The sequence below is a fragment of the Paracoccus simplex genome (assembly GCF_042648325.1).
In the GTDB taxonomy this organism is placed as follows: Bacteria; Pseudomonadota; Alphaproteobacteria; order Rhodobacterales; family Rhodobacteraceae; genus Paracoccus; species Paracoccus simplex.
Window position 1 is genome coordinate 39570 of sequence record NZ_JBHRXE010000012.1, and the last position, 24901, is coordinate 64470.

Consider the following 24901-nt stretch of genomic DNA (forward strand, 5'->3'; position numbering starts at 1 on the left):
CTGAATTGCGGAATCCTTGAGGGCGGTGCCGGTTGAAACGGGGCTGGGTTTGGCATACCACGGTGCACCAAACCAGCCGGACAATGAAGCAAGGGGAAGTGCGATGGGTCGCGTGGAAAAGGCAGGATTGCGGGTGGACGAGACGCTTGCCGCCTTCATCAACGAGCGTGCGCTGCCCGGCAGCGGCGTCGAGCCGCGCCGTTTCTGGGAAGGGCTCTCGGCCCTGATCCATGAGTTCGGCCCGCGCAACCGGACCTTGCTGGCCCGGCGCGACGAACTGCAATCGGCCATCGACGCCTGGCATGTCGCGCAGCGTGGCAAGCCGCAGGATGCCGGCGCATACCGCGATTTCCTGACCGAGATCGGCTACCTGGTCCCCGAGGGCGAGGATTTCCAGATCGAGACGCCCGAGACCGATCCGGAATTTTCCAGCATCGCCGGACCGCAACTGGTGGTGCCGATCACCAATGCGCGCTATGCGCTGAACGCCGCCAACGCCCGCTGGGGCAGCCTTTATGACGCGCTTTACGGCACCGATGCGCTCGGCGACCTGCCGCAGGGCAAGGGCTACGACGCCGCCCGCGGGGCGCGGGTGATCGCCTGGGGCCGCGACTTTCTCGACACCGCCGCGCCGCTGGCCGAGGGTTCCTGGGCCGGGATCGAGGCGCTCTCGGTCAGGGATGGCACGCTGGTCCCCGCGTTGCGCGACACCGGCCGCTTCGCCGGTTATCGCGGCGAGGCGGGAAAGCCGACCGACATCTTCCTGAAGAACAACGGCCTGCTGATCCGCATCGTGATTGATCCGTCCAAGCCGGTGGGCGCGCAGGACCGGGCCGGAATCGCGGATATCGTCATCGAGTCGGCGCTGTCGGCGATCCTGGATTGCGAGGATTCCGTCGCCTGCGTCGATGGCGAGGACAAGGCGCTGGCCTATGCCAACTGGCTGGGCCTGATGGACGGCACCCTGGCCGAAGAGGTCGAGAAGGGCGGCAAGACCTTCACCCGCCGCCTGAACCCCGACGTCACTTTCACCGGCCCCGACGGCTCGGAAGTCACCGCCAAGGGCCGGGCGCTGATGCTGGTCAGGAATGTCGGCCATCTGATGACCACCCCCGCCGTGCTGGACCGCGAGGGGAACGAGGTCTACGAGGGGCTGCTTGACGCCATGGTCACCGCGCTCTGCGCCAAACGCGACCTGGACCGCGAGGAAGGGCCCCGGAACTCGGTCACCCGGTCGATCTATGTGGTGAAGCCCAAGATGCACGGTCCGGAGGAGGTCGCCTTCGCCTGCGAGATCTTCGATTTCGTCGAGGAGGTGCTGGGCCTGCCCCGCCATACCGTCAAGCTGGGCATCATGGACGAGGAGCGCCGCACCTCGGCCAATCTCGGGGAATGCATCCGTGCCGCGAAGCATCGGGTTGCCTTCATCAATACCGGCTTCCTGGACCGCACCGGGGACGAGATCCACACCTCGATGGAGGCAGGCGCCATGCTGGCCAAGGGCGAGATGAAGGCGCAGCCCTGGATCTCGGCCTATGAGGATCGCAACGTCGATATCGGTCTGGCCTGCGGCTTGGCCGGCAAGGCGCAGATCGGCAAGGGCATGTGGGCGATCCCGGACAAGATGGCCGAGATGCTGGAACAGAAGATCGCCCATCCCATGGCCGGTGCCAACACCGCCTGGGTGCCCAGCCCGACCGCGGCGACGCTGCACGCGACGCATTATCACAAGGTCGATGTCTTTGCCCGCCAGGCCCAGATCGCGGCGTTGCGCCGGCCCGCGCGGCTCGACGACCTGCTGACCATCCCGCTGGCCGGCGGCCGCAACTACAGCGCGGCCGAGATCGCCCGCGAGCTGGAGAACAACTGCCAGGGCATCCTGGGCTATGTGGTGCGCTGGATCGACCAGGGCGTCGGCTGCTCGAAGGTGCCGGACATCAACGACGTGGGCCTGATGGAGGACCGGGCGACGCTGCGCATCTCGGCGCAATCGCTGGCGAACTGGCTGCATCACGGCATCGTCACCGACCGGCAGGTCATGGACGCCTTCCGCAAGATGGCCATGGTGGTGGACCGCCAGAATGCCGGCGACCCGGCATACCGGCCGATGGCGCCCGGATATGACGGCGTGGCCTTCCAGGCCGCCTGCGACCTGGTCTTCCTGGGCCGCGTGCAACCCTCGGGCTATACCGAGCCGGTGCTGCATGCCCGCCGCCTGCAGGCCAAGGCCGAACAGGCGCAGAAGGCGGCGTGACCCGGCTGGCCGCCCTGCCGCAGGCCTGGCTGGTGCTTTTTGCAGCGGCCGGGCTGGGCCTGGGGTGGTTTCTGCCGCTGAACCTGCCGCCGCTGCTGCGCGGCGCCGGCCTGCTTCTGGTCGCGGCCGGGCTGGGGCTGATGCTCTGGGCGGCGCTGACCATGCGCCGCGCCCGCACCACCGTCATGCCCGGCCGCCGCCCCGAGGCCTTGGTCGAGGCCGGGCCGTTCCGCTTTTCCCGCAATCCGATCTATCTGGGCGACGTGATTCTGCTGGCCGGCCTGATGCTGGCACTGTCCGCACCGCTGGGCCTGGCGCTGCTGCCGGTCTTCGTCTGGCTGTTGCAGGACCGCTTCATCCGGAAGGAGGAAGAAGTGATCGCCGCCGCCTTCGGTTCCGCCTACGACCGGTATAGGCTGCGGGTCAGGCGCTGGATCTAGCAGGAGGGGGCCCATGGAACGCTCGCGCATCAACAGGATCATGGCCGAGGCGGCCGAGTTGATCGGCAGGGCGGGCTTTCACCTGCCGCCCTTTGCGCATTGGAGCCCGGACGAATTTCGCGCCCGCGCCACCCCCGCCATCCGCGACGGTCGGCTGGGTTGGGACATCACCGATTACGGACAGGGCGATTTCGACCGGCTCGGCCTGTTTCTCTTTACCCTGCGCAACGGCCGGCTGACCGACCTGCAGGCCGGGCGCGGCATGGTCTATGCCGAAAAGCTGCTGATTTCGCAGGAAAACCAGATCAGCCCGATGCATACCCACGTCATCAAGACCGAGGATATCATCAACCGCTGGGGCGCGACGCTGGCGATCCGGCTCTGCGGTTCTGACGCGCAGGGGCGCATGGACCGGGCTGCGCCCTGCCGGGTCGATTGCGACGGCATCGCGCGCGAGGTGGCGCCGGGCGGGGTGCTGCGGCTGGCGCCGGGCGAATCCGTGACCCTGCGGCCCGGCGATTGGCACGAATTCTGGGCCGAGGGCGGGCCGGTGCTGATCGGCGAGGTGTCGACGGTCAATGACGACCTGACCGACAATATCTTCGCAGCCCCGATCGGCAGGTTCGCGAATGTCGTCGAGGACGAGCCGCCGCTGCATCTTCTGGTTAGCGATTACGATTCTGACGTGGCGTAACATTTACGGATTAGACCCGCGGTCGCGCCCTTGTGAAAGATTATTGCGCTCTGCTATGGGGGACGTTGGAAGTCGCTAACAGGGGAGATCGCCTGGTGAAGATCGGCGGATTGAGAGAGCGTTTTGATGGGGAGGCTCGGGTTTCTGTGACGCCGTCCTCTGCGGCGCATCTGCGCAAGCTGGGGCACTCGGTGTTCGTGGAAGCTGGCGCGGGGGTTCGTGCGGGGTTTTCCGATGCGGCCTATGAGGCGGCCGGGGTGACGGTTCTGCCGGACGCCGCGGCGCTGATCGGCGCGGTCGAGGTGGTGACCAAGGTGCGGCCGCCCGAGCCGGCGGAGCTGCGGCAGATGCGGCGCGGCCAGACGCTCATCAGCCATTTCTGGCCGGCGCAGAACGCCGAGCTGCTGGAACTGGCGCGCGAACAGGGCGTCACCGCCATCGCCATGGACATGGTGCCGCGGATCTCGCGCGCGCAGAAGATGGATGCGCTCAGCTCGATGGCCAATATCGCCGGCTACCGGGCGGTGATCGAGGCGGCGAACAATTTCGGCCGCTTCTTCACCGGCCAGGTCACCGCGGCGGGCAAGGTGCCGCCGGCCAAGGTGCTGGTGGTCGGCGCCGGCGTCGCCGGGCTGGCGGCCATCGGCGCCGCGGTCAGCCTGGGCGCGCAGGTCTATGCCTTCGACGTGCGCCCGGAAGTGGCCGAGCAGATCGAATCCATGGGCGCCGAATTCGTCTATCTGGACTTCCAGGACCAGGTGCAGGACGGCGCCGCCACCGGCGGCTATGCCGCGCCCTCCTCGCCCGAGTTCCGCGAAAAGCAGCTCGAGAAGTTCCGCGAACTCGCGCCGCAGATGGACATCGTCATCACCACGGCGCTGATCCCCGGCCGCGACGCGCCGAAGCTGTGGACCGCCGACATGGTCGCGGCGATGAAGACCGGCTCGGTCATCGTCGATCTGGCGGCCGAGCGCGGCGGCAATTGCGACCTGACCGTCCCGGACGAGCGCATCGTCACCGAAAACGGCGTGGTGATCGTCGGCTATACCGATTTCCCGTCGAGGATGGGCGCGCAAGCCTCGGAACTTTATGGAAACAACATCCGCCACATGCTGGCCGACCTGACGCCGGGCAAGGACGGCGTCATCGTGCAGAACATGGAGGACGACGTGATCCGCGGCGCCACCGTCGCCTTTGACGGCGACGTGACCTGGCCGCCGCCGCCGCCCAAGGTCGCGGCCATCGCCGCCCAGAAGCCGCGCGAGAAGCCGAAGGAGTTGACCCCCGAGGAGCGGCGCGAGAAGGAGGCGGCCGCGTTCCGCGCCCAGACCCGGTCGCAGGTGACGCTGCTTGGCGCGGGCGCGGCGCTGATGCTGCTGGTCGGGCTGTTCGCCCCGGCATCGTTCCTGTCGCATTTCATCGTCTTCGTGCTGGCGGTCTTCGTCGGCTTCCAGGTGATCTGGAACGTCAGCCATTCGCTGCACACGCCCTTGATGGCGATCACCAACGCCATCTCCTCGATCATCATCGTCGGCGCGCTCTTGCAGATCGGCTCGGGCGGCTGGCTGGTGGTGGCTCTGGCGGCGCTGTCGGTGCTGATGGCGGGCGTCAACATCTTCGGCGGCTTCCTGGTCACGCGCCGGATGCTCGCCATGTTCCAGAAGTCGTAAGGGGAGAGGGCGCATGGAATACGGATTCACCACCGCCGCCTATGTGGTCGCGGCCGTGCTGTTCATCCTGTCCCTGGGCGGGCTCTCGGGTCAGGAAAGCGCCAAGCGCGCGGTCTGGTACGGCATCGCGGCCATGGCGCTGGCCGTGGTCGCGACGCTGATCGGGCCGGGCTACGGCAATTGGGGGCTGACGCTGATCATGCTGGCCATCGGCGGCGCCGTGGGCTGGGTCGTGGCCAAGCGGGTGCAGATGACCGAGATGCCGCAGCTGGTCGCGGCCATGCACAGCCTGGTCGGCCTGGCCGCGGTGCTGATCGGCTTCAACGCCCAGTTCGAGCTCTCGCGGGTGCTGCGCGCCCGCGCCGCCGACGCGGCGGCCGAGTTCCACGGCTTCGCCGCGGTGCTGGCGCACAAGACCCCGGCCGAGATCGCCATGCTCAAGGTCGAGGTGGCGCTGGGGATCTTCATCGGCGCGGTGACCTTCACCGGCTCGATCGTGGCCTTCGGCAAGCTGGCGGGCAGGATCGACGGCAAGCCCCGCAAGCTGCCCGGCGGGCACGCGCTGAATGCCGGCGCGGCGGCTCTGTCGCTGCTGGCGGTCGTCCTTTACTGCACCACCGGGGCGCCGGTGCTGTGGCTGGTGCTGATCACGCTGCTGGCCTTCTTCATCGGCTATCACCTGATCATGGGCATCGGCGGCGCCGACATGCCGGTGGTGGTGTCGATGCTGAACAGCTATTCCGGCTGGGCGGCGGCGGCGATCGGCTTCACGCTGGGCAACGACCTGCTGATCGTGGTGGGCGCGCTGGTCGGCTCCTCGGGTGCGATCCTGAGCTACATCATGTGCAAGGCGATGAACCGCAACTTCGTCAGCGTGATCCTGGGCGGCTTCGGCGGCGAGACCGGCCCGGCGATGGAGATCGAGGGCGAGCAGGTGGCGATCGACGCCGACGGCGTGGCGGCGGCCTTGAACGAGGCCGACGAGATCATCATCGTGCCGGGCTATGGCATGGCGGTGGCGCAGGCGCAGCAATCGGTGTCGGAGCTGACCCGCAAGCTGCGCGCCCAGGGCAAGAGCGTGCGCTTCGCCATCCACCCGGTGGCGGGCCGTCTGCCGGGGCACATGAACGTGCTTCTGGCCGAGGCCAAGGTGCCCTATGACATCGTGCTGGAGATGGACGAGATCAACGAGGATTTCCCCTCGACCGACGTGGCGATCGTGATCGGCTCGAACGACATCGTGAACCCGGCGGCGCAGGAGGACCCGAACTCGCCCATCGCCGGCATGCCGGTGCTGGAGGTCTGGAAGGCGAAACAGGTGTTCGTCAGCAAGCGCGGCCAGGGCACCGGCTATTCCGGCATCGAGAACCCGCTGTTCTACAAGGAGAACACCCGCATGTTCTATGGCGACGCCAAAAAGTCCCTCGACCAGCTCCTGCCCATGATCGAGTGAACCCAGCACGGAAAAAAAACAGCAAAGCGGGCCGGAAGGCCCGCTTTTCTTTTGGCGTTACCGCCGCCGTCAGGTGGCGTCGAGCATCGACTTGATGACCTCGGCCGGCAGGGCGGGATGCACCGCCAGCTTGCGGGTGCGCCTGCCCTTGCGCGGGATCAGCAGCGCGCAGCGCGTGGCAAGGGCTTGCGACCGCGCGGCCGAGCTTTTCACGATCAGCCCGGCCCGCCAGCGGGAATGCGGCCCGAAACGCATGACGCTTTCGATGACGCCGGGCACATAGCCCTCGGTCTCGGCTGAATCGATCAGCGCATCATGGATGATGGGGGGCAAATACATGGCGGTGGTGACTCGGAAAGATAAAATTGGACGCATCCAATCTGGTAATCCTTCACGGCGCGGATTTGTATCTGCCCTTTTGCACAGGTCTGCCATACAAGTGAAAGGCGTGAGTCCGGTGATGCTTTCGCCCGGCGGCTGAACCGGTTCAGGGCGTGATCAGGATCGGCGTGCCGTCGCGGACCATGGAATAGATGTCCTCGACCTCCTCGTCGGTGACGGCGATGCAGCCGGCGGTCCAGTCGGAGCGCAGCCTGGACAGTGTCTGGCCCTCGGGGCCCTGGCCGTGGATGAAGATGTCGCTGCCGGCGCTGCGTCCCAGCGAGGCCGCCAACGCCGAATCCTGCACGTTCGGATAGGAGACGCCGATCGACAGGTGGTAGCGGCTGTCGGGGTTGCGGCGGTCGATGTAATAAAGCCCCTCGGGGGTCTTGCCGTCGCCTTCGAACTGCTTGTGGCCGATGGGCTCGTTGCCCAGCCCGATGCGATAGGCCTTCAGCACCGTATTGCCGCTGAGCAGCAGCATCTGCCGCGCGCCCTTGTTGACCACGATCTGCGTGACCGGCGGGCCGGAATAGGTCTTGAACTTGCTGGGCGCACAGGCGGCGAGTCCCAGGATAAGCGCCATGGCGATGAGACGACCCAGCCAAGCTGTCATGCGATGCCCTCGATCCGGTGTTTTGCCTTATTTTGCCCGTCTTGCCGCTGCCGGGCAATGACGTCGGCCTTCACGAAGTGCTGATGCGGCCCGGTCCATCGCCTCGAAGCCGTGGCAGATTTGCAAGATCGACAGCATCCTTGGGCTTTCCTGTTGCGGGAAAGACGCCGCCCGCTAAACATGCGGGCATGACCGACGATGACGAACATCCGCTGCGCTATGCCCTGGTGAACGAGCTTCACGCCCGGCCTTCGCCGCGCCTGAAGGCGCCGTGCACGGCGGTGTTCCTGGCCATCAAGGAACCGCGCGACGCCGCCAATCGCGACCGAAGGCGCGACGTGGCGCATCTGGCCGAGCTTTGCGCCCGCCACGGCGCGCCGCATCCCGATGCCAGCGCCGGCCATTACGCGGCGCAGCTGGGCCGGCAGCAGTTGCGCTGGGAAAGCCATACCGAATTCGTGACCTATGCCGCCTTTGCGCCGGGGCTGCCGCCGCGGCCCTTCGATCCCTCGGCCGGGGCGATCTTTCCCGACGACTGGCAGCATCATGCGCCGGGCAAGCGCATCGCCGCGGTGATGATCCAGGTCGATTTTCTGCCCGACGACCCGGCCGAGATCATGCCGCGGCTCAGGGAATGGTTCGCCGCCGACAGCCTCGCCTCGGTCTGGGTGCTCGAAGAGGCGGCGGTGGTCGCGGGCGATTTCCGCATCGACCCGGACGGCTGGATGCGCTTTGCGCTGTTCGTCAAGCCCGGCACCCAATCGGGCCGCATCGGCCGCATCGTGCAGCGGCTGACCGACCTGGAAACCTATCGCGCCATGTCCATGCTGGGCCTGGGCGGCGCCCGGCAGCTGACCGAACAGCTGAACGCGCTGGACCCCAAGCTCAACGACATCCTCCAGGGCATGAGCGACGATTCCCGCCCGGCCGATGCGGTGCTGCACGATCTGCTGATGGTTTCGGCCCGGCTGGAGCGCACGGCCACGCAGCAGGCCTTCCGCTTCGGCGCCACCGCCGCCTATGAGGCGATCGTCATGGACCGCGTCACCTCGCTGCGCGAATCGCGCTTCATGGGCGGGCAGATGCTGACCGAATTCATGGCCCGCCGCTATCACCCGGCCATGCGCACGGTGAAATCGGCCGAGAAGCGGCTGGCCGCCATGCTGGACCGCAGCGAGCGCGCGGGCGAGCTGCTGCGCACCCGCGTCGATGTGCAGCGCAGCGCCCAGAACCAGGAGCTGATGCAGCGCATGGATCGCCGCGCCGACCTGCAATTGCGGCTGCAGCACACGGTCGAGGGGCTGTCGGTAGTGGCGATCAGCTATTACGCCGTCGGGCTGCTGGGCTATGCGCTTTACCCGCTGGCCCATGCGCTGCATGTCGACAAGGCGGTGCTGATCGCCGCGCTGACCCCGATCGCGGTGCTGAGCGTCTGGCTGGGCATGCGACGCATCCGGGCCCGGCTGCATGACGCCCAGCATTGAGACCCCCAACCGGCAAAGGAGCCCGATCTTGCGACTAGTTCCCTTCTTCAGCGTCCTGCTGGCCCTTGCGGGCTGCGGCGTGCCTTTGGTTCCGCTGGTCTGATGGCGGGGCGGCTCAGCATGTATGGCCTTGGCCATTGCTCGACCTGCCAGAAGGCGCAGGCCGAGCTGGAGGCGGCGGGTTGGCAGGTCGAGTTCCGCGACGTCGCCAAGGCGCCGCTGGATCAGGACGAATGGCGGCGCATGATCGCGGATTTCGGCGAGAAGCTGGTCAACCGCGCCAGCCTGACCTGGCGCGGCATGTCCGAGGCGGAACGCGCCGGCACGCCCTTGCAGATGCTGTCGGCCAAGCCCTCGCTGATGAAGCGCCCGGCCATCGTCCAGGACGACAAGCGCCTGCTGGGCTGGACCGCGAACGTTAAGCGCGCGCTGGGGCTGGCGGCCTAGCCGCCGCTCAGACGATGTAACGGTCGCGGCGGTGATTGATGGCGATCACCAGGTTCAGCACCAGCGCGCCCAGAAAGGACCAGGCCACGGTCGTGCCGTCGCGCAGCGTCAGCGCCACGGCGAAGATCAGCGCGTCGAAGATCAGCTGCGTCCAGCCGGCCCGGAAGCCGGTGGCGTCCTGCAGGTAAAGCGCGACGATGCCCACTCCGCCCAGCGAGGCGCCATGGCGGAACAGCGCCAGCAGCGCCGAGCCGGTCAGCAGCCCCACCAGCAGCGCGCCGACCGCCGGATGGACAGGACCGAATTCCAGCCCGCGCGGCAGCAGCGCCACCAGAATCGACATGGCACCCACGGCGATGAAGGATTTCAGCATGAAGGCCAGGCCCAGCCGTCGGTAGCCCAGCCAGTAGAAGGGCAGGTTCACCGCGAAGAACACCGGCGCGAAGCCCCAGCCGGTGGCATAAGAAATCAGGATCGCCAGCCCGGCGGTCTGGCCGGTGACGAAGCCCAGATGCGTCAGCAGCAGCACGCCGACGGCGGCCATGAAACTGCCATAGGCGAGGCCTTGAGCATCCTCGATGACGCTGTGGCGGGCGGGGGAACCATTGTCGCTCATGCGCCCCGTGATGCCCCGCCTGCTGCGCCGCGGCAAGGGGTCAGGGGGTTCGGGTGGCCTTGGCCCCGGTGCTGGCCGTGGTCTCGGACGGCGTCGCCAGATCGCTGATTTGCTTGGTAAAAGCGTCTTTCGGCTCGTGGCGCAGCACCGCCTGGGCACCGCCGGCGCGCAGCGCCGCGACCGTGCGGCGATATGCCGCCTCGTCCAGGGCGCCGCTGGGCGAAAGCAGCGGTGCGATGCCGCGCAGCATTCCGGCCTGGCGGCGCAAGGCGCCGTCGTCGGGATCGGGGCCCAGGAGCAGGCGGGCGCTCTCCTCGGGCCGGGCCACGGCCTCGTGCCAGCCGCGCATGCTGGCGCGCAGGAACCGCGCCAGCCGTTCGCGCGCCTCGGGATCGGCCAGCTGCTGCGGCAGGACGTAAAGCCCATCCTCGAGCAGGTCGACTCCCTGATGCTGCGGGTCCAGCCGCACCAGCCCCGCGCCCTCGGCGGGGTCATAGCTCAGCGTGCTGATGCAGGCGGTCTGCTTGTGGCGCAGCATCTCGGCCCCCGGCCATTGTGCCAGCAGCGCCACGCCTTCGAGGCTGTCATCGGGTTTCAGCCCCAGCCGGTTCACCCAGGCGAGCAGCGGGTATTCCGTGCCGCCGAACCAGCTGCCCAGCGTCTTGCCGCGCAGGTCGGCGGCCGAGGCGACGCCGGCATCGGCCCGGCAGGTCAGCCGCAGGGCGGGGCGGGAAAAGATCTGCGCCACATTGACCAGCGGCAGGCCGTTCTCGCGCGCGACCAGCGCCGGCGGCATCCAGGCGACGGCCATGTCGGCCGCGCCCCGCGCCAGCGCCTCGAAGGGCGGCGCGTCGTCGGCGGGACGCAGGTCCACCTCCAGCCCTTCCTCGGCATAGAAGCCGCGGGCCTCGGCCACCAGGAAGCCGGCGGATTCGGCCAGGGCCGGGCCGCGCAGCTGAACGGTCAGGCTGTCGGCCCGCGCGCCAAGCGCGGTGGCCAGGACCAGCGCCACGGCCGGGATCAGGGATTTCATCATCGCGTCACGCCCCATGCGCGCCATGGTTAGACGGCGCGTATCCTTGCCGCAAGCCATGCCTCGGGCACGAAACCGCGATCAGTCGCGGGAATAGACATCCTCATAGCGCACGATGTCGTCCTCGCCCAGATAGGCGCCGGTCTGCACCTCGATCAGCACCATCGGCACCTTGCCGGGATTCTCCATCCGGTGCACGGCGCCCAGCGGCACGTAGATCGACTGGTTCTCGGTCACCAGCGTCACCGTGTCGTTCACCGTCACCCGCGCGGTGCCCGAGACCACGATCCAATGTTCCGAGCGGTGGAAATGCGATTGCAGCGACAGTGCGCCGCCCGGGTTGACCACGATGCGCTTGACCTGGAAGCGGTCGGCCAGCGCCAGGGTCTCGAACCAGCCCCAAGGCCGATGGTCGCGCAGGAAGCTCTCGGCCTGACGGGCGCCCTTTTCCTTCAGCGCCGAAACCGCCTGCCGGACCTCTTGCGCGCGGTCCATGCCGGCGACCAGAACCGCGTCCTTGGTGGCCACGACCATCACGTCCGTCAGGCCGATGCCCACCACCTCCATCCCCTCGTCCTGCGAGCGCAGCAGCACGTTGTCGCAGTCGATGGCGGTCGAGCGGTCGTCGGTCACGGCACCGCGCTCGGCCGGGACGGCCTCTTGCGTCTCGCGCCAGACCGCGTCCCAGCCGCCCAGATCCGACCAATGCCCCGAGAAGCGCACCACCGACAGGTTCTCGGCCTTTTCCAGCACCGCGTAATCGACCGAGCGGTCGGGCAGGCGCTCCCAGGGTTCGGGCGCCAGCCGCAGGAAGCCCAGGTCGGCATGGGCCTCGGCCAGCGCTGCCCTGACCGGGTCGAGATATTCCGGCGCATGGGCCTCGAAGGCTTCGATCATGGTGCGGGCGGCGAAAAGGAAGATCCCGGCGTTCCACAGGAAATTGCCCTGCGCGATCATCTGCGCCGCCTTCCCGGCATCGGGCTTTTCGACGAAGCGCTTCAGCGTGACCGGGCCTTCGCCGGCCGCTTCGGCCTCCATATAGCCATAGCCGGTCTCGGGGCGGGTCGGGGTGATGCCGAAGGTGACGATGCGGCCGGCCGTCGCTGCCGGCAGGCCCAGGTCGACGGCGCGGCCGAAGGCCGCGGCATCGGGCACCACATGGTCCGAGGGCGCCACCAGCAGCACCGCATCCGGATCCTGCTCGGCGGCGGTCAGCGCGGCGGCCAGAATGGCGGGGGCGGTGTTGCGGCCGGCAGGTTCGATCAGAATGGCCGAGGGCGCGATGCCGATCTGGTCGAGCTGCTCGGCGACGATGAAGCGGAAATCGGCATTGGTCATCACCAGCGGCGCGCCGTAGCGCGGACCGTGAAGCCGCCGGGCCGAGGCCTGGAACAGGCTTTCCTCGCCCACCAGCGGCGCGAACTGCTTGGGAAAGCTCTTGCGCGAGACGGGCCAGAGCCGGGTGCCCGAACCGCCGGCAAGAAGAACAGGGGTGATCGTCATCGAAATCGCTCCATCGGCCAAGGCCGTTTCCATCCGCTTTCGTTATCCGCCGGCGCCTTGCCCGCGCAAGTTGCGCAAAAGGGCAGGGCGGCGGGGCCGCGCCCCCCGGATACCATGCCGCGCCGATGCCGGCAAACCCGCGCGTCAATAGCCGCGGGCCCGGTCCACCAGATGCAGAAGCGGCCCGCCCCGCATGGCGCGGCGCAGGTTCTCGGCCGCGACGGCGGCGGCGGTTTCGGGCCGGGTCTCGGCCGAGACATGCGGCGTCACCGTCACCTGCGGATGGCCCCAGAAAGGATGATCGGGCGGCAGCGATCGGTCTGGAACACGTCCAGCACGGCATGGCCCAGGCCCGTATCCAGCGCGGCCAGCAGCGCCTGTTCGTCGATCAGTGTGCCGCGCCCGGCATTGATGACGGTGGCGCCCCTGGGCAGCATGGCCAGCCGTTCGGCGCCAAGCAGGCCGCGCGTTCCGGGCGTGTCGGGCAGCAGGCAGATCAGGATCTCGGCGCGGCGCAGCGCCTCGGGCAGGGCCGCGCCGGGCAGGACCGCGATCCCCGGCACCGGGCGGCCCGACCCGGACCAGCCGGTGACGCGGAATCCGAGGTTCGCCAGCGCCAGGGCCACCGCCCGGCCCAGCTCTCCCATGCCCAGCACGGTCACGCCGCGCCCGGCGGCCAAGGGCGGGGTCAGGTGGTTGCGCCAGACGCCGTCCTGCGCGTAGCGGTCCATGCCCAGATGCGCGCGCAGCGTCCAGCCGGCGCAGTATTCCACCATGCCCAGCGCCAGCCCCGGATCGACCATCCGGCACAGCGGCTGCGTCAGGGTCGGGTTGGTCACGATACGCTCGACCCCGGCCCAAAGGCTTTGCACCAGCCGGGCGCGGGTGAAGGGGGTGAAATCCAGTATGCGGCCGTCCTCGGGATAGCCCGGCGCGTAGATCAGCGCGTCGAAGCCGGCCGGATCGCCGGCGCGGCACAGCTCCATCTCGGGGCAGGCGGCGCGAAGCGCGGGCGCCCAGGAGTCCCAAAGCCGGGCGGGGGCGGCGAACAGCACCCGCATCGCCTCAGCCCCGCGGCCGGTGGACATGGGCCGATTGCACGATGCCGAAGGCCATCAGCAGGATCATCAGCGAGGTTCCGCCATAGCTGACCAGCGGCAGGGGCGAACCCTTGGCGGGCAGCATGCCCATCACCGTGGCCATGTTGATCGAGAAATACAGAAAGAACGTGCCGGCGATGCCGATGGTCATCAGGCTGGCGAACCGGTCGCGGTTGGTCAGCGCCGAATACATGCAGAAGCCCAGGATCAGCACATAGAGCATCAGCAGCGAGCCGGCGCCGACGAATCCGAACTCCTCGGCCAGCGAGGTGAAGATGAAGTCGGTGTGCTTTTCGGGCAGGAAGTTCAGCCGCGACTGCGTGCCCTGCATGAAGCCGCGCCCCGACCAGCCGCCCGATCCCAGCGCGATCTGCGCCTGGGCGATGTTGTATCCGGCGCCCAGCGGGTCCGAGCCGGGATCGAGGAAGGTGTCGATGCGCTTGAACTGGTAGTCGTGCAGAAGCTGCCAGTCGGTGCCCCGGCTTTCCATCACCGCGGTGATGCCGGCGGCGACAATGGCGATGACGGCGGCGAAATACCACAGGCTGACGCCGGCCGCGAACATCACGATGCCGCCCCCGGCGATCAGCATGATCGAGGTGCCCAGGTCGGGCTGCATCAGCACCAGCCCGGTCGGCAGCAGGATCAGCACCACCGGGACCAGCACCCAGAACGGCCGCGAGACCTTTTCGACCGGCAACCAGTCGTAATAGGCGGCCAGCGTCATCACGAAGGCCACCTTGGTCAGTTCGGAGGGCTGGATGCGGATCGGCCCCAGCACCAGCCAGCGCTGCGCGCCCATGCCGACATGGCCCATCACCTCGACCAGCACCAGCAACAGGACGCAGATCACATAGGAGGCGACCGAGATCGAGCGCCAGAACCAGATCGGCACGAAGGCCAGCGCGAACATCACCACCATGCCGACGGCGAAACGCTCCATCTGCGGACCGGCCCATTTGTCGATATCGCCACCCGAGACGGAATAAAGCATCAGGAAGCCGATGCAGCTGACGGCGGTGACCAGGAAGACCAGCGGCCAGTTCAGGTGCAGGATCTTGCGCCAGCCGGTCGGCGCCTGCGCGACATGATAGTTCAGATAGCTCATGCGTCAGGCCTTTGCGCGCGCCTCGCCCTTGCGGGCCGAGGGGGCGAGGTTCATCTTCGACCACATCTCCTGCACCTTGGCGCGCTCGCCCTCGGGATAGGCGGATAGCGGCGGCAGCCCGTCCGCCAGCGCGTAAAGCAGGATGTCGCGGGCGATGGGCGCCGCCACGGCCGAGCCGCCGCCGCCATGCTCGACCACCACAGAAACCGCATAGCGCGGCATGTCATAGGGCGCGAAACAGACGAAAAGCGCATGGTCGCGCCGGTTCCAGGGCAGCTGGTCGTTCGAGATCACGCCGCGCGCCCGCTCGGCGGCGGTGATGTTTCGCACCTGCGAGGTGCCGGTCTTGCCGGCCATCTGCCATTCCGGCGCGATGATCCGCGCCCGCCGGGCGGTGCCGCGGCTGCTGTTCATCACCGCATCCATCCCGCCCCGTGCCGTGCGCAGGTTCAGCGGGTTGATGTCCAGCTCGGGCCAGTCCGGCACCGGCTCGACCGCGCCGTCGATGGCCTTGACCAGCCGCGGCGCGACCGCGCGACCGGTCGCCACCCGCGCCGTCATCACCGCCAGTTGCAGCGGCGAGGCCAGGACATAGCCCTGGCCGATCGAGGCGTTCAGCGAATCGCCGATCTGCCATTCCTGGTCGTAGCGCGCCTTCTTCCAGGCGCGGTCCGGCGCGATGCCCTCGGCGATGGCGGACATGGGCAGGTCGTGGCGCACGCCGATGCCCAGCTTGCGGGCCATGGCGGCGATGCGGTCGATGCCGACCCGCTGCGCCAGCTCGTAGAAATACACGTCGCAGGAATGTTCCAGGCTGCCCTGCGCATCGACCATGCCATGGCCGCCCCGGCGCCAGCAATGGAAGCGGCGACCGGCGACCTGGGTGTAGCCGGGGCAATAGAAGCGCGAGCCGGGGTTGATCACGCCCGCTTCCAGCCCGGCCAGCAGTGTCACCATCTTGAAGGTCGAGCCGGGCGGATAGACGCCCTGCACGGTCTTGTCGGCCAGCGGGCGGTGGTCATGCTCCATCAGCGCCCGGTAATCCGGCCCCGAGATGCCGCGCACGAACTTGTTCGGATCGAAGACCGGCGAGGAGGAGATCGCCAGGATGTCGCCGTTGGTGACGTCGATCACCACCGCGGCGGCGCTTTCGCTGCCCAGCCGCTGGGTGGAGAAATTCTGCAGGCCGGCGTCCAGGGTGGTCTGCACCGTGGCGCCCTGCTGACCTTCCTGCCGCGACAGCTCGCGCATCTCGCGCCCGGCGCTGTTCACCTCGACCCGGCGCGAGCCGGCCTTGCCGCGCAGCGCCTCCTCCAGCTTGGCCTCCATGCCGACCTTGCCCAGCTGGAACTCGGGCAGGCGCAGCACCGGGTCCGGGTTCTCGATCTTCGACAGGTCGTAATCCGAGACCGGGCCGACATAGCCCAGCACATGCGCGAAATCGCCGGCGCGCGGATAGCTGCGCGACAGGCCGGCCTCGGGCGTGACGCCGGGCAGGGCGGGGGCGTTCAGCGCGATCGAGGAAAATTCGGCCCAGCTCAGCCGGTCGGCGACCAGCACCGGGGCGACGGCGCTGCGCTTGCGGATCTCCTCGAGGATCTCGGCGGCCTGGCGGTCGGACATCGGGATGATCTGGCGCAGCCGGGCGATCACGGTCGAGACGTCGCCGGCCTCCTCGCGGGTCAGGGTGACGCGGTAGTTCTGTTCGTTCCCGGCGATGATGGTGCCGTTGCGGTCCAGGATCAGCCCGCGCGCCGGCGGCAGCAGGCGGATCTTGATCGAGTTGCCGTCCGACAGCATCCGGTATTCGTCGGCATGCTCGATCTGCATCGAGCGCAGCTTCAACCCCAGCGCCGTGACCACAGCCGCCTGGATCGCGCCCAGCATCACCACCCGGCGGGTGATGGACCGGCTGCTTTCGGCGATTTGGCGTTCCGATTTGCGCATGGGTCAGCGAAGCCTCGCGTCACGTTCCGCACGGTTGCGGGGCAGGCCGAACAGCCAGCCCGCCAGCCCGGCCACCAGCGGATAGGCCCCGGTCGTGGCGATGAATTGCAGCAGCACCTGACCCAGCGGCGGCAGGGGCAGGAAGAAGATCGCCAGCAGGAAACGGTTCGCCACCATCATCAGCGCCAGAAGCATCGTCACGCGCAGCCATTCAACCATGAATGGCAGTTCGCGCCAATGCTGCTCGCGGTTTCTTGCGGCTTCGGTCCCCATCACCGCCACGGCGGCGAACAGGCCGATGGGGCGCAAAAGCAGGATGTCCTCGATCAGGAACAGCAGGGCGATGGTCAGCACCGGCACCTGTTCGGGGCGGCGCAGCACCCAGACCAGCACCAGGCACAGCGCCAGGTCCGGGCCGGGCCAGCCGATCCGGCCCGGCGCCAGCGGCAGAAGCCGCCAGAACAGGATCGCCAGGAACAGGATCACGAACAGCGCCTGGCCCAGGAACCTCTGGCGGCGGGCCGGCTCAATCATCCGCTGCTCCGGCCGGGTCGGGCTCGGCCGCGAGTTCGGGATTGGCGGCGGCCGGGTTGGGGGTGTCGAGGTTCATCGCCGGCGGCATCGGCGGGCCGATGAAATCGGCCGGCGGCGGCGGGATCAGCAGCCCGGTATCGGCCAGCCGCTCGGCCGGGTGGCTGCGCAGCACGCGCAGGAATTCCAGCCGCCCGTAATCGGCGGCGAGCCGCACCCGCAGCCGTCCGTCGCTGGCCAGCGCCACCTGGCCGACCAGCAGCCCGGCCGGGAACACGCCGCCGTCGCCCGAGCTGACCACGCGGTCGCCGGGGCGGATGTTTTCCGGGCTTTCGATGAAATCCAGCGCCGGCAGGGCGGTGTTGTCGCCGGTCAGCAGCGCGTGCTGGCCCGAGGGCAGGATGGTTACCGGCATGCGGCTGGAGGGATCGGTCAGCAGCATCACCCGGCTGGTGGTCTGCCCGACGCCCGAGATGCGGCCCACCAGCCCCAGCCCGTCCATCGTCGCCCAGCCGTCCAGGATGCCGTCGCGGGCGCCGACGTTCAGCAGCACCGACTGCCGGAAGGCGGTGCCGCTGTCGGTCATCACCACGCCGGAAACCGAGGTCAGCGCCGGGTCGATGCGCACGTTGTTCTGCGCCAGCAGCTTGGCGTTTTCCTGTTCCAGCTGCACCGCGGCCTCTTTCCAGGCCGACATCTTCTGCAGCTCGCGCCGCAGCTCCTGGTTCTGCTCATAGAGCCGGGCATAGGACTGGAAGCCCGCGACCATGCGCGACAACTTGGTCACCGGCATGGTCACCCATTCGAAACTGGGCACGAAGCGGTCGATGAAGGCCGAGCGCATCCGCTCGGCCCGCGGGCTGTCGATCTGCCAGAACAGGAAGATCGACAGCAGCGCCAGCACCAGCAGCGAAACCAGGATGCGGCGGACCGGAGTCGCGTAATCTGGGCCCTTGCGCGCCATGGGCCTGGTCCGATCAGCTGTCGTAGTCGATCACGTGGCGCAGCTGCTTCTCGAACTCCAGGGCCTTGCCGGTGCCAAGCGCCACGCAGCTCATCGGCTGGTCGGCCAGGCTGATCATCAGCCCGGTCTGTTCGCGCAGCGCCAGGTCCAGTTCGCCCAGCATCGCCCCGCCGCCGGTCAGCATCACGCCGCGGTCGACGATGTCGGCGGCCAGGTCCGGCGGCGTCGCTTCCAGCGCCACCATCACCGCCTCGCAGATCTGCTGCACCGGCTCGGCCAGGGCTTCGGCGACCATGGCCTGGGTGATTTCCATTTCCTTGGGGATGCCGTTCAACAGGTCGCGGCCGCGCACCATGATCGTGGCGCCGCGCCCGTCATCGGGCATCCGCGCGGTGCCGATCTGGGTCTTGACCCGCTCGGCGGTCGATTCGCCGATCAGCAGGTTGTGGTTGCGGCGCAGGTAGTTGATCAGCGCGTCATCCATGCGGTCGCCGCCGATGCGGACGGAACGGGCATAGACCACGTCGCCCAGCGACAGCACCGCGACCTCGGTGGTGCCGCCGCCGATATCGACGACCATGCTGCCGGTCGGCTCGGTGATCGGCATGCCGGCGCCGATGGCGGCGGCGATGGGTTCCGCGATCAGGCCGGCGCGCCGTGCGCCGGCGGACAGCACCGACTGGCGGATGGCGCGCTTCTCGACGGGGGTCGCGCCATGCGGCACGCAGACGATGATCTTCGGCTTCGAGAAGGTGGTGCGCTTGAACACCTTCTTGATGAAATGCTTGATCATTTCCTCGGCGCTGTCGAAATCGGCGATCACGCCCTCGCGCATCGGGCGGATGGCCTCGATCGAGCCGGGGGTGCGGCCCAGCATCAGCTTCGCGTCCTCGCCCACGGCCAGGACCTGCTTCTTGCCGTCCTTGACGTGATAGGCGACGACCGACGGCTCGTTCAGGATGACGCCCTTGCCCTTGACATAGATCAGCGTGTTCGCCGTCCCCAGGTCGATCGCGATATCGGTGGAAAACAACCCGCCAAAGGCCATGTGACTACCCCTTCTGCCGCCCCTGCCATGACGGCCGTTCCGCCGTCGTTTTGCCGACGGCCATTGCCCGATTGCCCCGACGAGTCGCCCCGCCAAGGTGTTGGACATATAGGCCGGGGCCGGCCCGGGGAAAACCCGAAAATTGCTGCCGCAGGGCGGGACGGCGGGGTTCCGCGGCAGCCGCTTCCCTTGACCGTGCTGCCGGCCCTGCTAGCCTGCCGGGCATGTCGGATGCGAAAGAAGGGACAGCGGCGTGCAAGACGATATCGTGGGGATCTGCCGCTTTTCCTTCCTGGGGAAATGCGACTGGGCCGAGACCGCGGGGCAGGGCGGCGACAGCCCCGGCCTGATGGCGCGGCGCCGGGCCATGCTCTACGCGCCCGGGCGGCTGGCACGCCGCTTCGCCGCCTTCGAGACGCTCTGCCTGCCCTCGATCCGGGCGCAGACCGACCCGGATTTCCGCTTCTGGATCCTGACCTCGCCCGAGATGCCGGGCGAATGGCTGGAGCGGCTGCGCGGGCTTTGCGCGGGGGTGCCGCAGATCCGGCTGATCGTCTCGGACAAGCGCGAGACCGTGAACGCGCTGCGCGAGCCGCTGCGCGAGGCGGCCGAGGCGGCGGGCCGGCCGGTGATCCAGTTCCGCGTCGATGACGACGACGCCTTCAGCCGCCACCACGTCGCCCGCATCCGCAGCCACGCAAGGCGCTTCGCCGACCTGCCGGCTTTCGCCATCAGCTATCCGCAGGGCCTGGTCATGGGCAGCTACGAGGGCGACCCGATCAGCTACTGGCGCGCGCATCAGCCCTTTCTCGGCGCCGGCGTGGCGGTGCGGATGCGGGGCGCGGGCCGTTGCATCTATGCCTACAACCATTTCCAGCTGCCCAAGCATTTCCCGGCCTTCACCGATATCGCCGGCCTGGGCTATCTGCAGACCCGCTGGGACGAGGGCGATTCCGTCGCCACCATCGTCGCGAAATTCCCGAAATGGTTCCAGCGGCTGGACCCGACCGCCTTCCGGCAGGCGTTGGCCGAGGATTTCCCCTTCCTGCAGGATGTCGATCTGGGCTTCGTGGAACGCAAAGGGGCGGCCTGACAGCCGCCCCGTCCGCCTGCGCCGATCCGCAGCGGATCAGTGCGAATACATGCTGACCTGCTTGGCATCGGCGCCTTCGCCAACCATCTCGCGGCGCACCTTCAGCCGGTTCAGCGCCCCGACATAGGCCTTGACGCTGGCCAGGATGGTGTCGGTATCCGAGGCCTGGCCGGTGGCGATGCGGCCTTCCTCCTCCATGCGCACGCTGACGGTGGCCTGGGCATCGGTGCCCTCGGTCACGGCATGGACCTGATACAGTTGCAGATGCGCCTTGTGCGGCCAGATCGCCTTGACGGCGTTGAAACAGGCATCGACCGGGCCGTCGCCGGTGGCATGGACGGATTTCTCCTCGCCGCCGACGCTCAGCGTCAGGTCGGCCGATTGGCCGTCCGTGCCGCAGACCACCCGCAGATGCTTGACCTGCAGGTAGTCGTCCTCGGTATTGCTGGCGGCATCCTGCATCAGCGCCACCAGGTCGTCGTCGTAAATCTCCTTCTTGCGGTCGGCCAGCGCCTTGAACCGCACGAAGATGTCCTTCAGCTGGTTGTCGCCCAGCTCATAGCCCAGGTCGCGCAGCTTCGCGCGCAGCGCGGCGCGGCCCGAATGCTTGCCCATGGCGATATTGGCCTCGTTCAGGCCGATATCGGCGGGGCGCATGATCTCGAAGGTCTCGACATTCTTCAGCACCCCGTCCTGATGGATGCCGGATTCGTGCAGGAAGGCGTTCTTGCCGACGATGGCCTTGTTGAACTGCACCGGAAAGCCCGAGACCTGGCTGACCCGGCGCGAGATGCCCATGATCTTCGTCGTGTCGATTCCGGTGTCATAGGGCATGATGTCGTGGCGCACCTTCAGCGCCATCACCACCTCTTCCAGCGCGGTATTGCCGGCCCGCTCGCCCAGCCCGTTGATGGTGCATTCGATCTGGCGCGCGCCGGCCTCGACGGCGGCCAGGGCGTTGGCGGTCGCCATGCCCAGGTCGTTGTGGCAATGCGTGGCGAAGACCGCCCCGTCGGCGCCCGGCACCCGCTCCAGCAGCATGCGGATCAGCGCGGCGGATTCGCGCGGCGCGGTATAGCCGACGGTGTCGGGGATGTTGATGGTGGTGGCGCCCGCCTTGATGGCGATCTCGACCACCCGGCACAGGTAGTCGTGCTCGGTCCGGGTGGCGTCCATCGGCGACCATTGCACGTCGTCGCACAGGTTGCGGGCATGGGTCACGGTCTGCTCGATCCGCTCGGCCATCTGGTCCATGTCCAGGTTCGGAATGGCGCGATGCAGCGGCGAGGTGCCGATGAAGGTGTGGATGCGCGGGCGCTTGGCGTGTTTCACCGCCTCCCAGCAGCGGTCGATATCGGGGAACTGGGCGCGGGCCAGACCGCAGATCACGGCGTTCTGCGCTTGCTTGGCGATCTCGCTCACGGCGGCGAAGTCGCCCTCCGAGGCGATGGGAAAGCCCGCCTCGATGATGTCCACGCCCATCTCGTCCAGCATCTGGGCGATTTCCAGCTTCTCGGTATGGGTCATGGTGGCGCCGGGCGATTGCTCGCCGTCGCGCAGGGTGGTGTCGAAGATCAATACGCGGTTTTTGTCGGTCATGGCTTGGTCTTTCTTGCGCCGAAGGTTTGCTCGGGGGGAACCGGGCGCGAACCAGACTGAGCGGCGGCCCGGAAGACCCGCTCAGCGCAGCGTAAGAAGCAGCAGACCGCGGGGACGCACGCCGAAGCGCGCGCTGTCCTGCGCGTCGCGGTCGGAGCTGATATGGCACATCCGGGTCATGCGCCGGACTATAAGCCCCGCGCCACCGGCTTGAAAAGACGAAAAACACCCCGCCGGCGAAATTCCCGGACCCGCCCCGGAAACCGGCTTTCCCTCTGGCGGAAGGACCGGCCGGCTTCGCGCGGGGCGTTAGGCCCCGCTTCGCCTTTCACCGTTTTCCAAATACCCCGGCGGCCGCGCCACCGACGCGGCGGTTCACAGCGCGCGCCAGCCGATGTCGCGGCGGCAGAAGCCCTCGGGCCAGTCGATGGCATCGGCCAGCGCATAGGCGCGGGCATGGGCCTCGGCCAGGGTGACGCCGCGGCCGGTCGCGGCCAGCACCCGGCCGCCGGTGGCGACGATCCGGCCGTCGCGGCGCGCGGTCCCGGCATGAAAGACCATGCGGAAACTGTCCTCGGCCAAGGCGTCGAGCCCGCGGATGGCGCTGCCCTTCTCATAGGCGCCGGGATAGCCCCGCGCGGCCAGCACCACGGTCAGGGCATGGTCGTCGGCCCAGTTGACCGAGGCCGTGCCCAACCGGCCCTCGGCGCAGGCCAGGATCAGGTCCAGCGCCTGGGCGCCCAGCCGCATCATCAACACCTGGCATTCCGGGTCGCCGAAGCGGACATTGTATTCCACCAGCCGCGCCCGGCCGTCCCGGATCATCAGCCCGGCATAAAGCACGCCCTGGAACGGCGTGCCGCGCCGCGCCATCTCGGCCACCGTGGGACGCACGATCTCGGCCATCACCTGCTCCTGGATCTCCGCCGTCAGCACCGGGGCCGGGGAATAGGCGCCCATGCCGCCGGTATTCGGCCCGGTGTCGCCCTCGCCCACGCGCTTGTGGTCCTGCGCCGTGCCGATCGGCAGGCAGTCCACCCCGTCGCACAGCACGAAGAAGCTCGCCTCCTCGCCCGCCATGAACTCCTCGACCACCACCTCGGCCCCGGCCGCGCCGAAGGCGCCGCCGAAGGCGTCGTCGATGGCGGCGACGGCCTCGGCCTCGGTCATGGCCACGGTCACGCCCTTGCCGGCGGCCAGCCCGTCGGCCTTGACGACGATGGGGGCGCCCTGCGCGCGGATATAGGCCCGCGCCGGCTCGGCGGCGTCGAAACGCGCCCAGGCGGCGGTCGGCGCGTCGCAGGCGTCGCAAATCTCCTTGGTGAAGGCCTTGGAGGCTTCCAGCATCGCCGCCGCCCTGGACGGACCGAAGGCCAGGATGCCCGCCGCCCGCAGCTCGTCGGCGACGCCGGCCGCCAGCGGCGCCTCGGGGCCGATCACCACCAGGTCGATGGCGTTCTCCTCGCAGAAGCCGATCACGGCGGGGCCGGACAGGATGTCCAGATCCGCCAGCCGCGCCAGCGGCTCCATCCCCGCATTTCCCGGCGCGACGAACAGCCGGTCGCATTTCGGATTCTGCCGGATCGCCCAGGCCAGCGCATGTTCGCGCCCGCCGCTGCCGAGGATCAGGATGTTCATGCGGAAAGGCCCCCTTGCGAATGGTCTCGCGCCTTCTAGGAACTGGCCCGGCCCGGATCAATCCCCCAAGCCCCTTGATCCCGCGCCCGGCCCGCGTCACAACCGGGTCATGGAGCTTTTCGAAGACACGCCCGCCAGCAACGCCCATGAATTCACCGTCTCGGAAATCTCGGGCGCGGTGAAGCGCGTGATCGAGGGCGAGTTCGGCCGGGTCCGCGTGCGCGGCGAGATCGGCCGCGTCTCGCGCCCGTCCTCGGGACATCTCTATTTCGACCTGAAGGACGAACGCGCCTGCATCGCCGCCGTGACCTGGAAAGGCCAGGCCGCGCGCCTGTCCACCCGTCCCGAGGAAGGCATCGAGGTCATCGCCACCGGCCGGCTGACCACCTTTCCCGGCCAGTCGAAATACCAGCTGATCGTCGAGGAGATCGAGCCCGCCGGCGCCGGCGCGCTGATGATGATGCTGGAAAAACGCCGCAAGGCGCTGGCGGCCGAGGGGCTGTTCGACGAATCGCGCAAGCGGCCGCTGCCCTATCTGCCGCGGGTGATCGGCGTGGTGACCTCGCCCTCGGGTGCGGTGATCCGCGACATCCTGCATCGGCTGCGCGACCGCTTCCCGACCCGGGTGCTGATCTGGCCGGTGGCAGTGCAGGGCGAAGCCTGCGCACCGCAGGTCGCCGCCGCCATCCAGGGCTTCAACGCGCTGCCCGGGGACGGTCAGGTTCCGCGCCCCGAGCTGCTGATCGTCGCGCGGGGCGGCGGCAGCCTCGAGGATCTCTGGGGCTTCAACGAGGAAGCCGTGGTCCGTGCCGCGGCGGCAAGTGAGATCCCGCTGATCTCGGCCGTGGGGCACGAGACGGATACCACGCTGATCGACTTCGCCTCGGACCGCCGGGCGCCGACGCCCACCGCCGCCGCCGAGATGGCGGTGCCGGTGCGCGCCGAACTCGCCGCCCGGCTGGCCGAGATCCGGGCCCGGATGATGCGCGCCGCCCAGACCGGCAACCAGCGCCAGCGCCAGCGACTGGCCGATCTCGGCCGCGCGCTTGGCCGGCCGCAGGCGCTGACCGATCCGGTCCGCCAGCGCTTCGACCTGTTCGCCGAGCGGCTGGAACCGGCGCTGCGCGGCTTCGTGCGCGCCCGCCGCGACCGGCTGAGCGCGCTGCCGCTGTCGCTTTCGGCGCTGCGCGCCATGCTGCGCAACCGGCGCGAGGCGCTGCAGGGCCATCAGCAGCGCCTGCCGCTGGCGCTGGCCCGGCTGCGGCAGCGCCGGGCCGAGCGG

Annotated in this window: 21 protein-coding genes and 1 pseudogene; 9 read left to right on the forward strand and 13 right to left on the reverse strand. The window is 68.6% G+C overall.

Annotated features, from left to right (window positions below; all coding sequences use genetic code 11):
* Nucleotides 1-103: 103 nt before the first annotated feature.
* The 5 genes from ACFOMP_RS05605 to ACFOMP_RS05625 all read left to right on the forward strand — a co-directional run bounded on the left by ACFOMP_RS05605 (nucleotide 104) and on the right by ACFOMP_RS05625 (nucleotide 6511).
* Nucleotides 104-2254: a malate synthase G gene (locus tag ACFOMP_RS05605; protein WP_379028449.1), complete on the forward strand. Its 2151-nt coding sequence runs from the start codon at nucleotides 104-106 to the stop codon at nucleotides 2252-2254.
* The gene (locus ACFOMP_RS05610; RefSeq protein WP_379028451.1) at nucleotides 2251-2694 is read left to right on the forward strand and encodes a methyltransferase family protein; all 444 of its coding nucleotides are present in this window, start codon (nucleotides 2251-2253) and stop codon (nucleotides 2692-2694) included. Before ACFOMP_RS05605 ends, ACFOMP_RS05610 begins: the two co-directional genes overlap by 4 nt.
* 13 nt (nucleotides 2695-2707) lie before the next feature.
* Nucleotides 2708-3388 carry a D-lyxose/D-mannose family sugar isomerase gene (locus ACFOMP_RS05615; RefSeq protein WP_379028453.1) on the forward strand — a complete coding sequence of 227 codons (681 nt, stop codon included), beginning with the start codon at nucleotides 2708-2710 and terminating at the stop codon, nucleotides 3386-3388.
* Nucleotides 3389-3483: 95 nt separating this feature from the next.
* Nucleotides 3484-5058 (forward strand): Re/Si-specific NAD(P)(+) transhydrogenase subunit alpha, encoded by a 1575-nt coding sequence (locus ACFOMP_RS05620; RefSeq protein ID WP_289894028.1) that lies wholly within the window; start codon nucleotides 3484-3486, stop codon nucleotides 5056-5058.
* Nucleotides 5059-5071: 13 nt separating this feature from the next.
* Nucleotides 5072-6511 carry an NAD(P)(+) transhydrogenase (Re/Si-specific) subunit beta gene (locus ACFOMP_RS05625; protein WP_379028455.1) on the forward strand — a complete coding sequence of 480 codons (1440 nt, stop codon included), beginning with the start codon at nucleotides 5072-5074 and terminating at the stop codon, nucleotides 6509-6511.
* Between the two features lie 69 nt (nucleotides 6512-6580).
* On the opposite strand, the gene ACFOMP_RS05630 is transcribed toward ACFOMP_RS05625, so the two are convergent.
* Nucleotides 6581-6850, reverse strand: coding sequence for a hypothetical protein (locus tag ACFOMP_RS05630; RefSeq protein ID WP_289895248.1), 270 nt, complete (start codon nucleotides 6848-6850; stop codon nucleotides 6581-6583).
* Between the two features lie 148 nt (nucleotides 6851-6998).
* Complete coding sequence (locus tag ACFOMP_RS05635; RefSeq protein WP_019351923.1) at nucleotides 6999-7508, reverse strand: L,D-transpeptidase family protein; 510 nt, start codon at nucleotides 7506-7508, stop codon at nucleotides 6999-7001.
* 188 nt (nucleotides 7509-7696) lie between these two features.
* Between ACFOMP_RS05635 and ACFOMP_RS05640 the strand changes: the two genes are divergently transcribed.
* Together ACFOMP_RS05640 and ACFOMP_RS05645 are read left to right on the forward strand one after the other, a co-directional pair.
* A complete protein-coding gene (locus ACFOMP_RS05640; protein WP_379028457.1) occupies nucleotides 7697-8992 on the forward strand; it encodes a DUF3422 family protein in 1296 nt (431 codons plus the stop codon).
* Nucleotides 8993-9112: 120 nt separating this feature from the next.
* A complete protein-coding gene (locus ACFOMP_RS05645) occupies nucleotides 9113-9439 on the forward strand; it encodes an arsenate reductase family protein (protein WP_379028459.1) in 327 nt (108 codons plus the stop codon).
* Between the two features lie 7 nt (nucleotides 9440-9446).
* Here the strand turns inward: ACFOMP_RS05645 and ACFOMP_RS05650 are convergent, their stop codons facing one another.
* The 9 genes and pseudogenes from ACFOMP_RS05650 to ACFOMP_RS05690 form a co-directional block, all read right to left on the reverse strand.
* Nucleotides 9447-10055: a YitT family protein gene (locus tag ACFOMP_RS05650; RefSeq protein ID WP_379028461.1), complete on the reverse strand. Its 609-nt coding sequence runs from the start codon at nucleotides 10053-10055 to the stop codon at nucleotides 9447-9449.
* A gap of 40 nt (nucleotides 10056-10095) precedes the next feature.
* On the reverse strand, nucleotides 10096-11091 hold the full coding sequence (locus tag ACFOMP_RS05655; RefSeq protein WP_379028463.1) for an ABC transporter substrate-binding protein: 996 nt from the start codon (nucleotides 11089-11091) through the stop codon (nucleotides 10096-10098).
* A 78-nt stretch (nucleotides 11092-11169) separates the two neighbouring features.
* Nucleotides 11170-12591: a mannose-1-phosphate guanylyltransferase/mannose-6-phosphate isomerase gene (locus ACFOMP_RS05660; protein ID WP_289895253.1), complete on the reverse strand. Its 1422-nt coding sequence runs from the start codon at nucleotides 12589-12591 to the stop codon at nucleotides 11170-11172.
* Between the two features lie 144 nt (nucleotides 12592-12735).
* Nucleotides 12736-13652: pseudogene (locus ACFOMP_RS05665) on the reverse strand (2-hydroxyacid dehydrogenase).
* Nucleotides 13653-13656: 4 nt separating this feature from the next.
* Nucleotides 13657-14799 carry a rod shape-determining protein RodA gene (rodA, locus tag ACFOMP_RS05670; RefSeq protein WP_379028465.1) on the reverse strand — a complete coding sequence of 381 codons (1143 nt, stop codon included), beginning with the start codon at nucleotides 14797-14799 and terminating at the stop codon, nucleotides 13657-13659.
* Nucleotides 14800-14802: 3 nt separating this feature from the next.
* A complete protein-coding gene (gene mrdA / locus ACFOMP_RS05675; RefSeq protein WP_379028467.1) occupies nucleotides 14803-16746 on the reverse strand; it encodes a penicillin-binding protein 2 in 1944 nt (647 codons plus the stop codon).
* 3 nt (nucleotides 16747-16749) lie between these two features.
* The gene (locus ACFOMP_RS05680) at nucleotides 16750-17280 is read right to left on the reverse strand and encodes a rod shape-determining protein MreD (RefSeq protein WP_289895258.1); all 531 of its coding nucleotides are present in this window, start codon (nucleotides 17278-17280) and stop codon (nucleotides 16750-16752) included.
* The gene (gene mreC, locus ACFOMP_RS05685) at nucleotides 17273-18241 is read right to left on the reverse strand and encodes a rod shape-determining protein MreC (protein WP_289895259.1); all 969 of its coding nucleotides are present in this window, start codon (nucleotides 18239-18241) and stop codon (nucleotides 17273-17275) included. The genes ACFOMP_RS05680 and mreC overlap by 8 nt, the downstream gene beginning before the upstream one ends.
* A gap of 13 nt (nucleotides 18242-18254) precedes the next feature.
* Nucleotides 18255-19289: a rod shape-determining protein gene (locus ACFOMP_RS05690; protein ID WP_289895260.1), complete on the reverse strand. Its 1035-nt coding sequence runs from the start codon at nucleotides 19287-19289 to the stop codon at nucleotides 18255-18257.
* A 253-nt stretch (nucleotides 19290-19542) separates the two neighbouring features.
* Here ACFOMP_RS05690 and ACFOMP_RS05695 point away from each other — a divergent pair, with 253 nt between their 5' ends.
* Nucleotides 19543-20382 carry a putative rhamnosyl transferase gene (locus ACFOMP_RS05695; protein ID WP_379028470.1) on the forward strand — a complete coding sequence of 280 codons (840 nt, stop codon included), beginning with the start codon at nucleotides 19543-19545 and terminating at the stop codon, nucleotides 20380-20382.
* A 36-nt stretch (nucleotides 20383-20418) separates the two neighbouring features.
* Here the strand turns inward: ACFOMP_RS05695 and ACFOMP_RS05700 are convergent, their stop codons facing one another.
* Both ACFOMP_RS05700 and purD read right to left on the reverse strand, forming a co-directional pair.
* Nucleotides 20419-21981: a 2-isopropylmalate synthase gene (locus ACFOMP_RS05700; RefSeq protein ID WP_289895262.1), complete on the reverse strand. Its 1563-nt coding sequence runs from the start codon at nucleotides 21979-21981 to the stop codon at nucleotides 20419-20421.
* Nucleotides 21982-22356: 375 nt separating this feature from the next.
* Nucleotides 22357-23619 carry a phosphoribosylamine--glycine ligase gene (gene purD / locus ACFOMP_RS05705; RefSeq protein WP_379028472.1) on the reverse strand — a complete coding sequence of 421 codons (1263 nt, stop codon included), beginning with the start codon at nucleotides 23617-23619 and terminating at the stop codon, nucleotides 22357-22359.
* 109 nt (nucleotides 23620-23728) lie between these two features.
* Here purD and xseA point away from each other — a divergent pair.
* Nucleotides 23729-24901 (forward strand): exodeoxyribonuclease VII large subunit (gene xseA / locus ACFOMP_RS05710; RefSeq protein ID WP_379028474.1); only part of this gene is annotated, 1173 nt, incomplete at its 3' end.

Coding starts and splice junctions, on each gene's coding strand:
- ACFOMP_RS05605 (WP_379028449.1), top strand. CDS start 104: ATGGGTCGCGTGGAAAAGGCAGGATTGCGGGTGGACGAGACGCTTGCC.
- ACFOMP_RS05615 (WP_379028453.1), top strand. CDS start 2,708: ATGGAACGCTCGCGCATCAACAGGATCATGGCCGAGGCGGCCGAGTTG.
- ACFOMP_RS05625 (WP_379028455.1), top strand. CDS start 5,072: ATGGAATACGGATTCACCACCGCCGCCTATGTGGTCGCGGCCGTGCTG.
- ACFOMP_RS05630 (WP_289895248.1), bottom strand. CDS start 6,850: ATGTATTTGCCCCCCATCATCCATGATGCGCTGATCGATTCAGCCGAG.
- ACFOMP_RS05635 (WP_019351923.1), bottom strand. CDS start 7,508: ATGACAGCTTGGCTGGGTCGTCTCATCGCCATGGCGCTTATCCTGGGA.
- ACFOMP_RS05640 (WP_379028457.1), top strand. CDS start 7,697: ATGACCGACGATGACGAACATCCGCTGCGCTATGCCCTGGTGAACGAG.
- ACFOMP_RS05645 (WP_379028459.1), top strand. CDS start 9,113: ATGTATGGCCTTGGCCATTGCTCGACCTGCCAGAAGGCGCAGGCCGAG.
- ACFOMP_RS05650 (WP_379028461.1), bottom strand. CDS start 10,055: ATGAGCGACAATGGTTCCCCCGCCCGCCACAGCGTCATCGAGGATGCT.
- ACFOMP_RS05655 (WP_379028463.1), bottom strand. CDS start 11,091: ATGATGAAATCCCTGATCCCGGCCGTGGCGCTGGTCCTGGCCACCGCG.
- ACFOMP_RS05660 (WP_289895253.1), bottom strand. CDS start 12,591: ATGACGATCACCCCTGTTCTTCTTGCCGGCGGTTCGGGCACCCGGCTC.
- rodA (WP_379028465.1), bottom strand. CDS start 14,799: ATGAGCTATCTGAACTATCATGTCGCGCAGGCGCCGACCGGCTGGCGC.
- mrdA (WP_379028467.1), bottom strand. CDS start 16,746: ATGCGCAAATCGGAACGCCAAATCGCCGAAAGCAGCCGGTCCATCACC.
- ACFOMP_RS05680 (WP_289895258.1), bottom strand. CDS start 17,280: ATGATTGAGCCGGCCCGCCGCCAGAGGTTCCTGGGCCAGGCGCTGTTC.
- mreC (WP_289895259.1), bottom strand. CDS start 18,241: ATGGCGCGCAAGGGCCCAGATTACGCGACTCCGGTCCGCCGCATCCTG.
- ACFOMP_RS05690 (WP_289895260.1), bottom strand. CDS start 19,289: ATGGCCTTTGGCGGGTTGTTTTCCACCGATATCGCGATCGACCTGGGG.
- ACFOMP_RS05700 (WP_289895262.1), bottom strand. CDS start 21,981: ATGACCGACAAAAACCGCGTATTGATCTTCGACACCACCCTGCGCGAC.
- purD (WP_379028472.1), bottom strand. CDS start 23,619: ATGAACATCCTGATCCTCGGCAGCGGCGGGCGCGAACATGCGCTGGCC.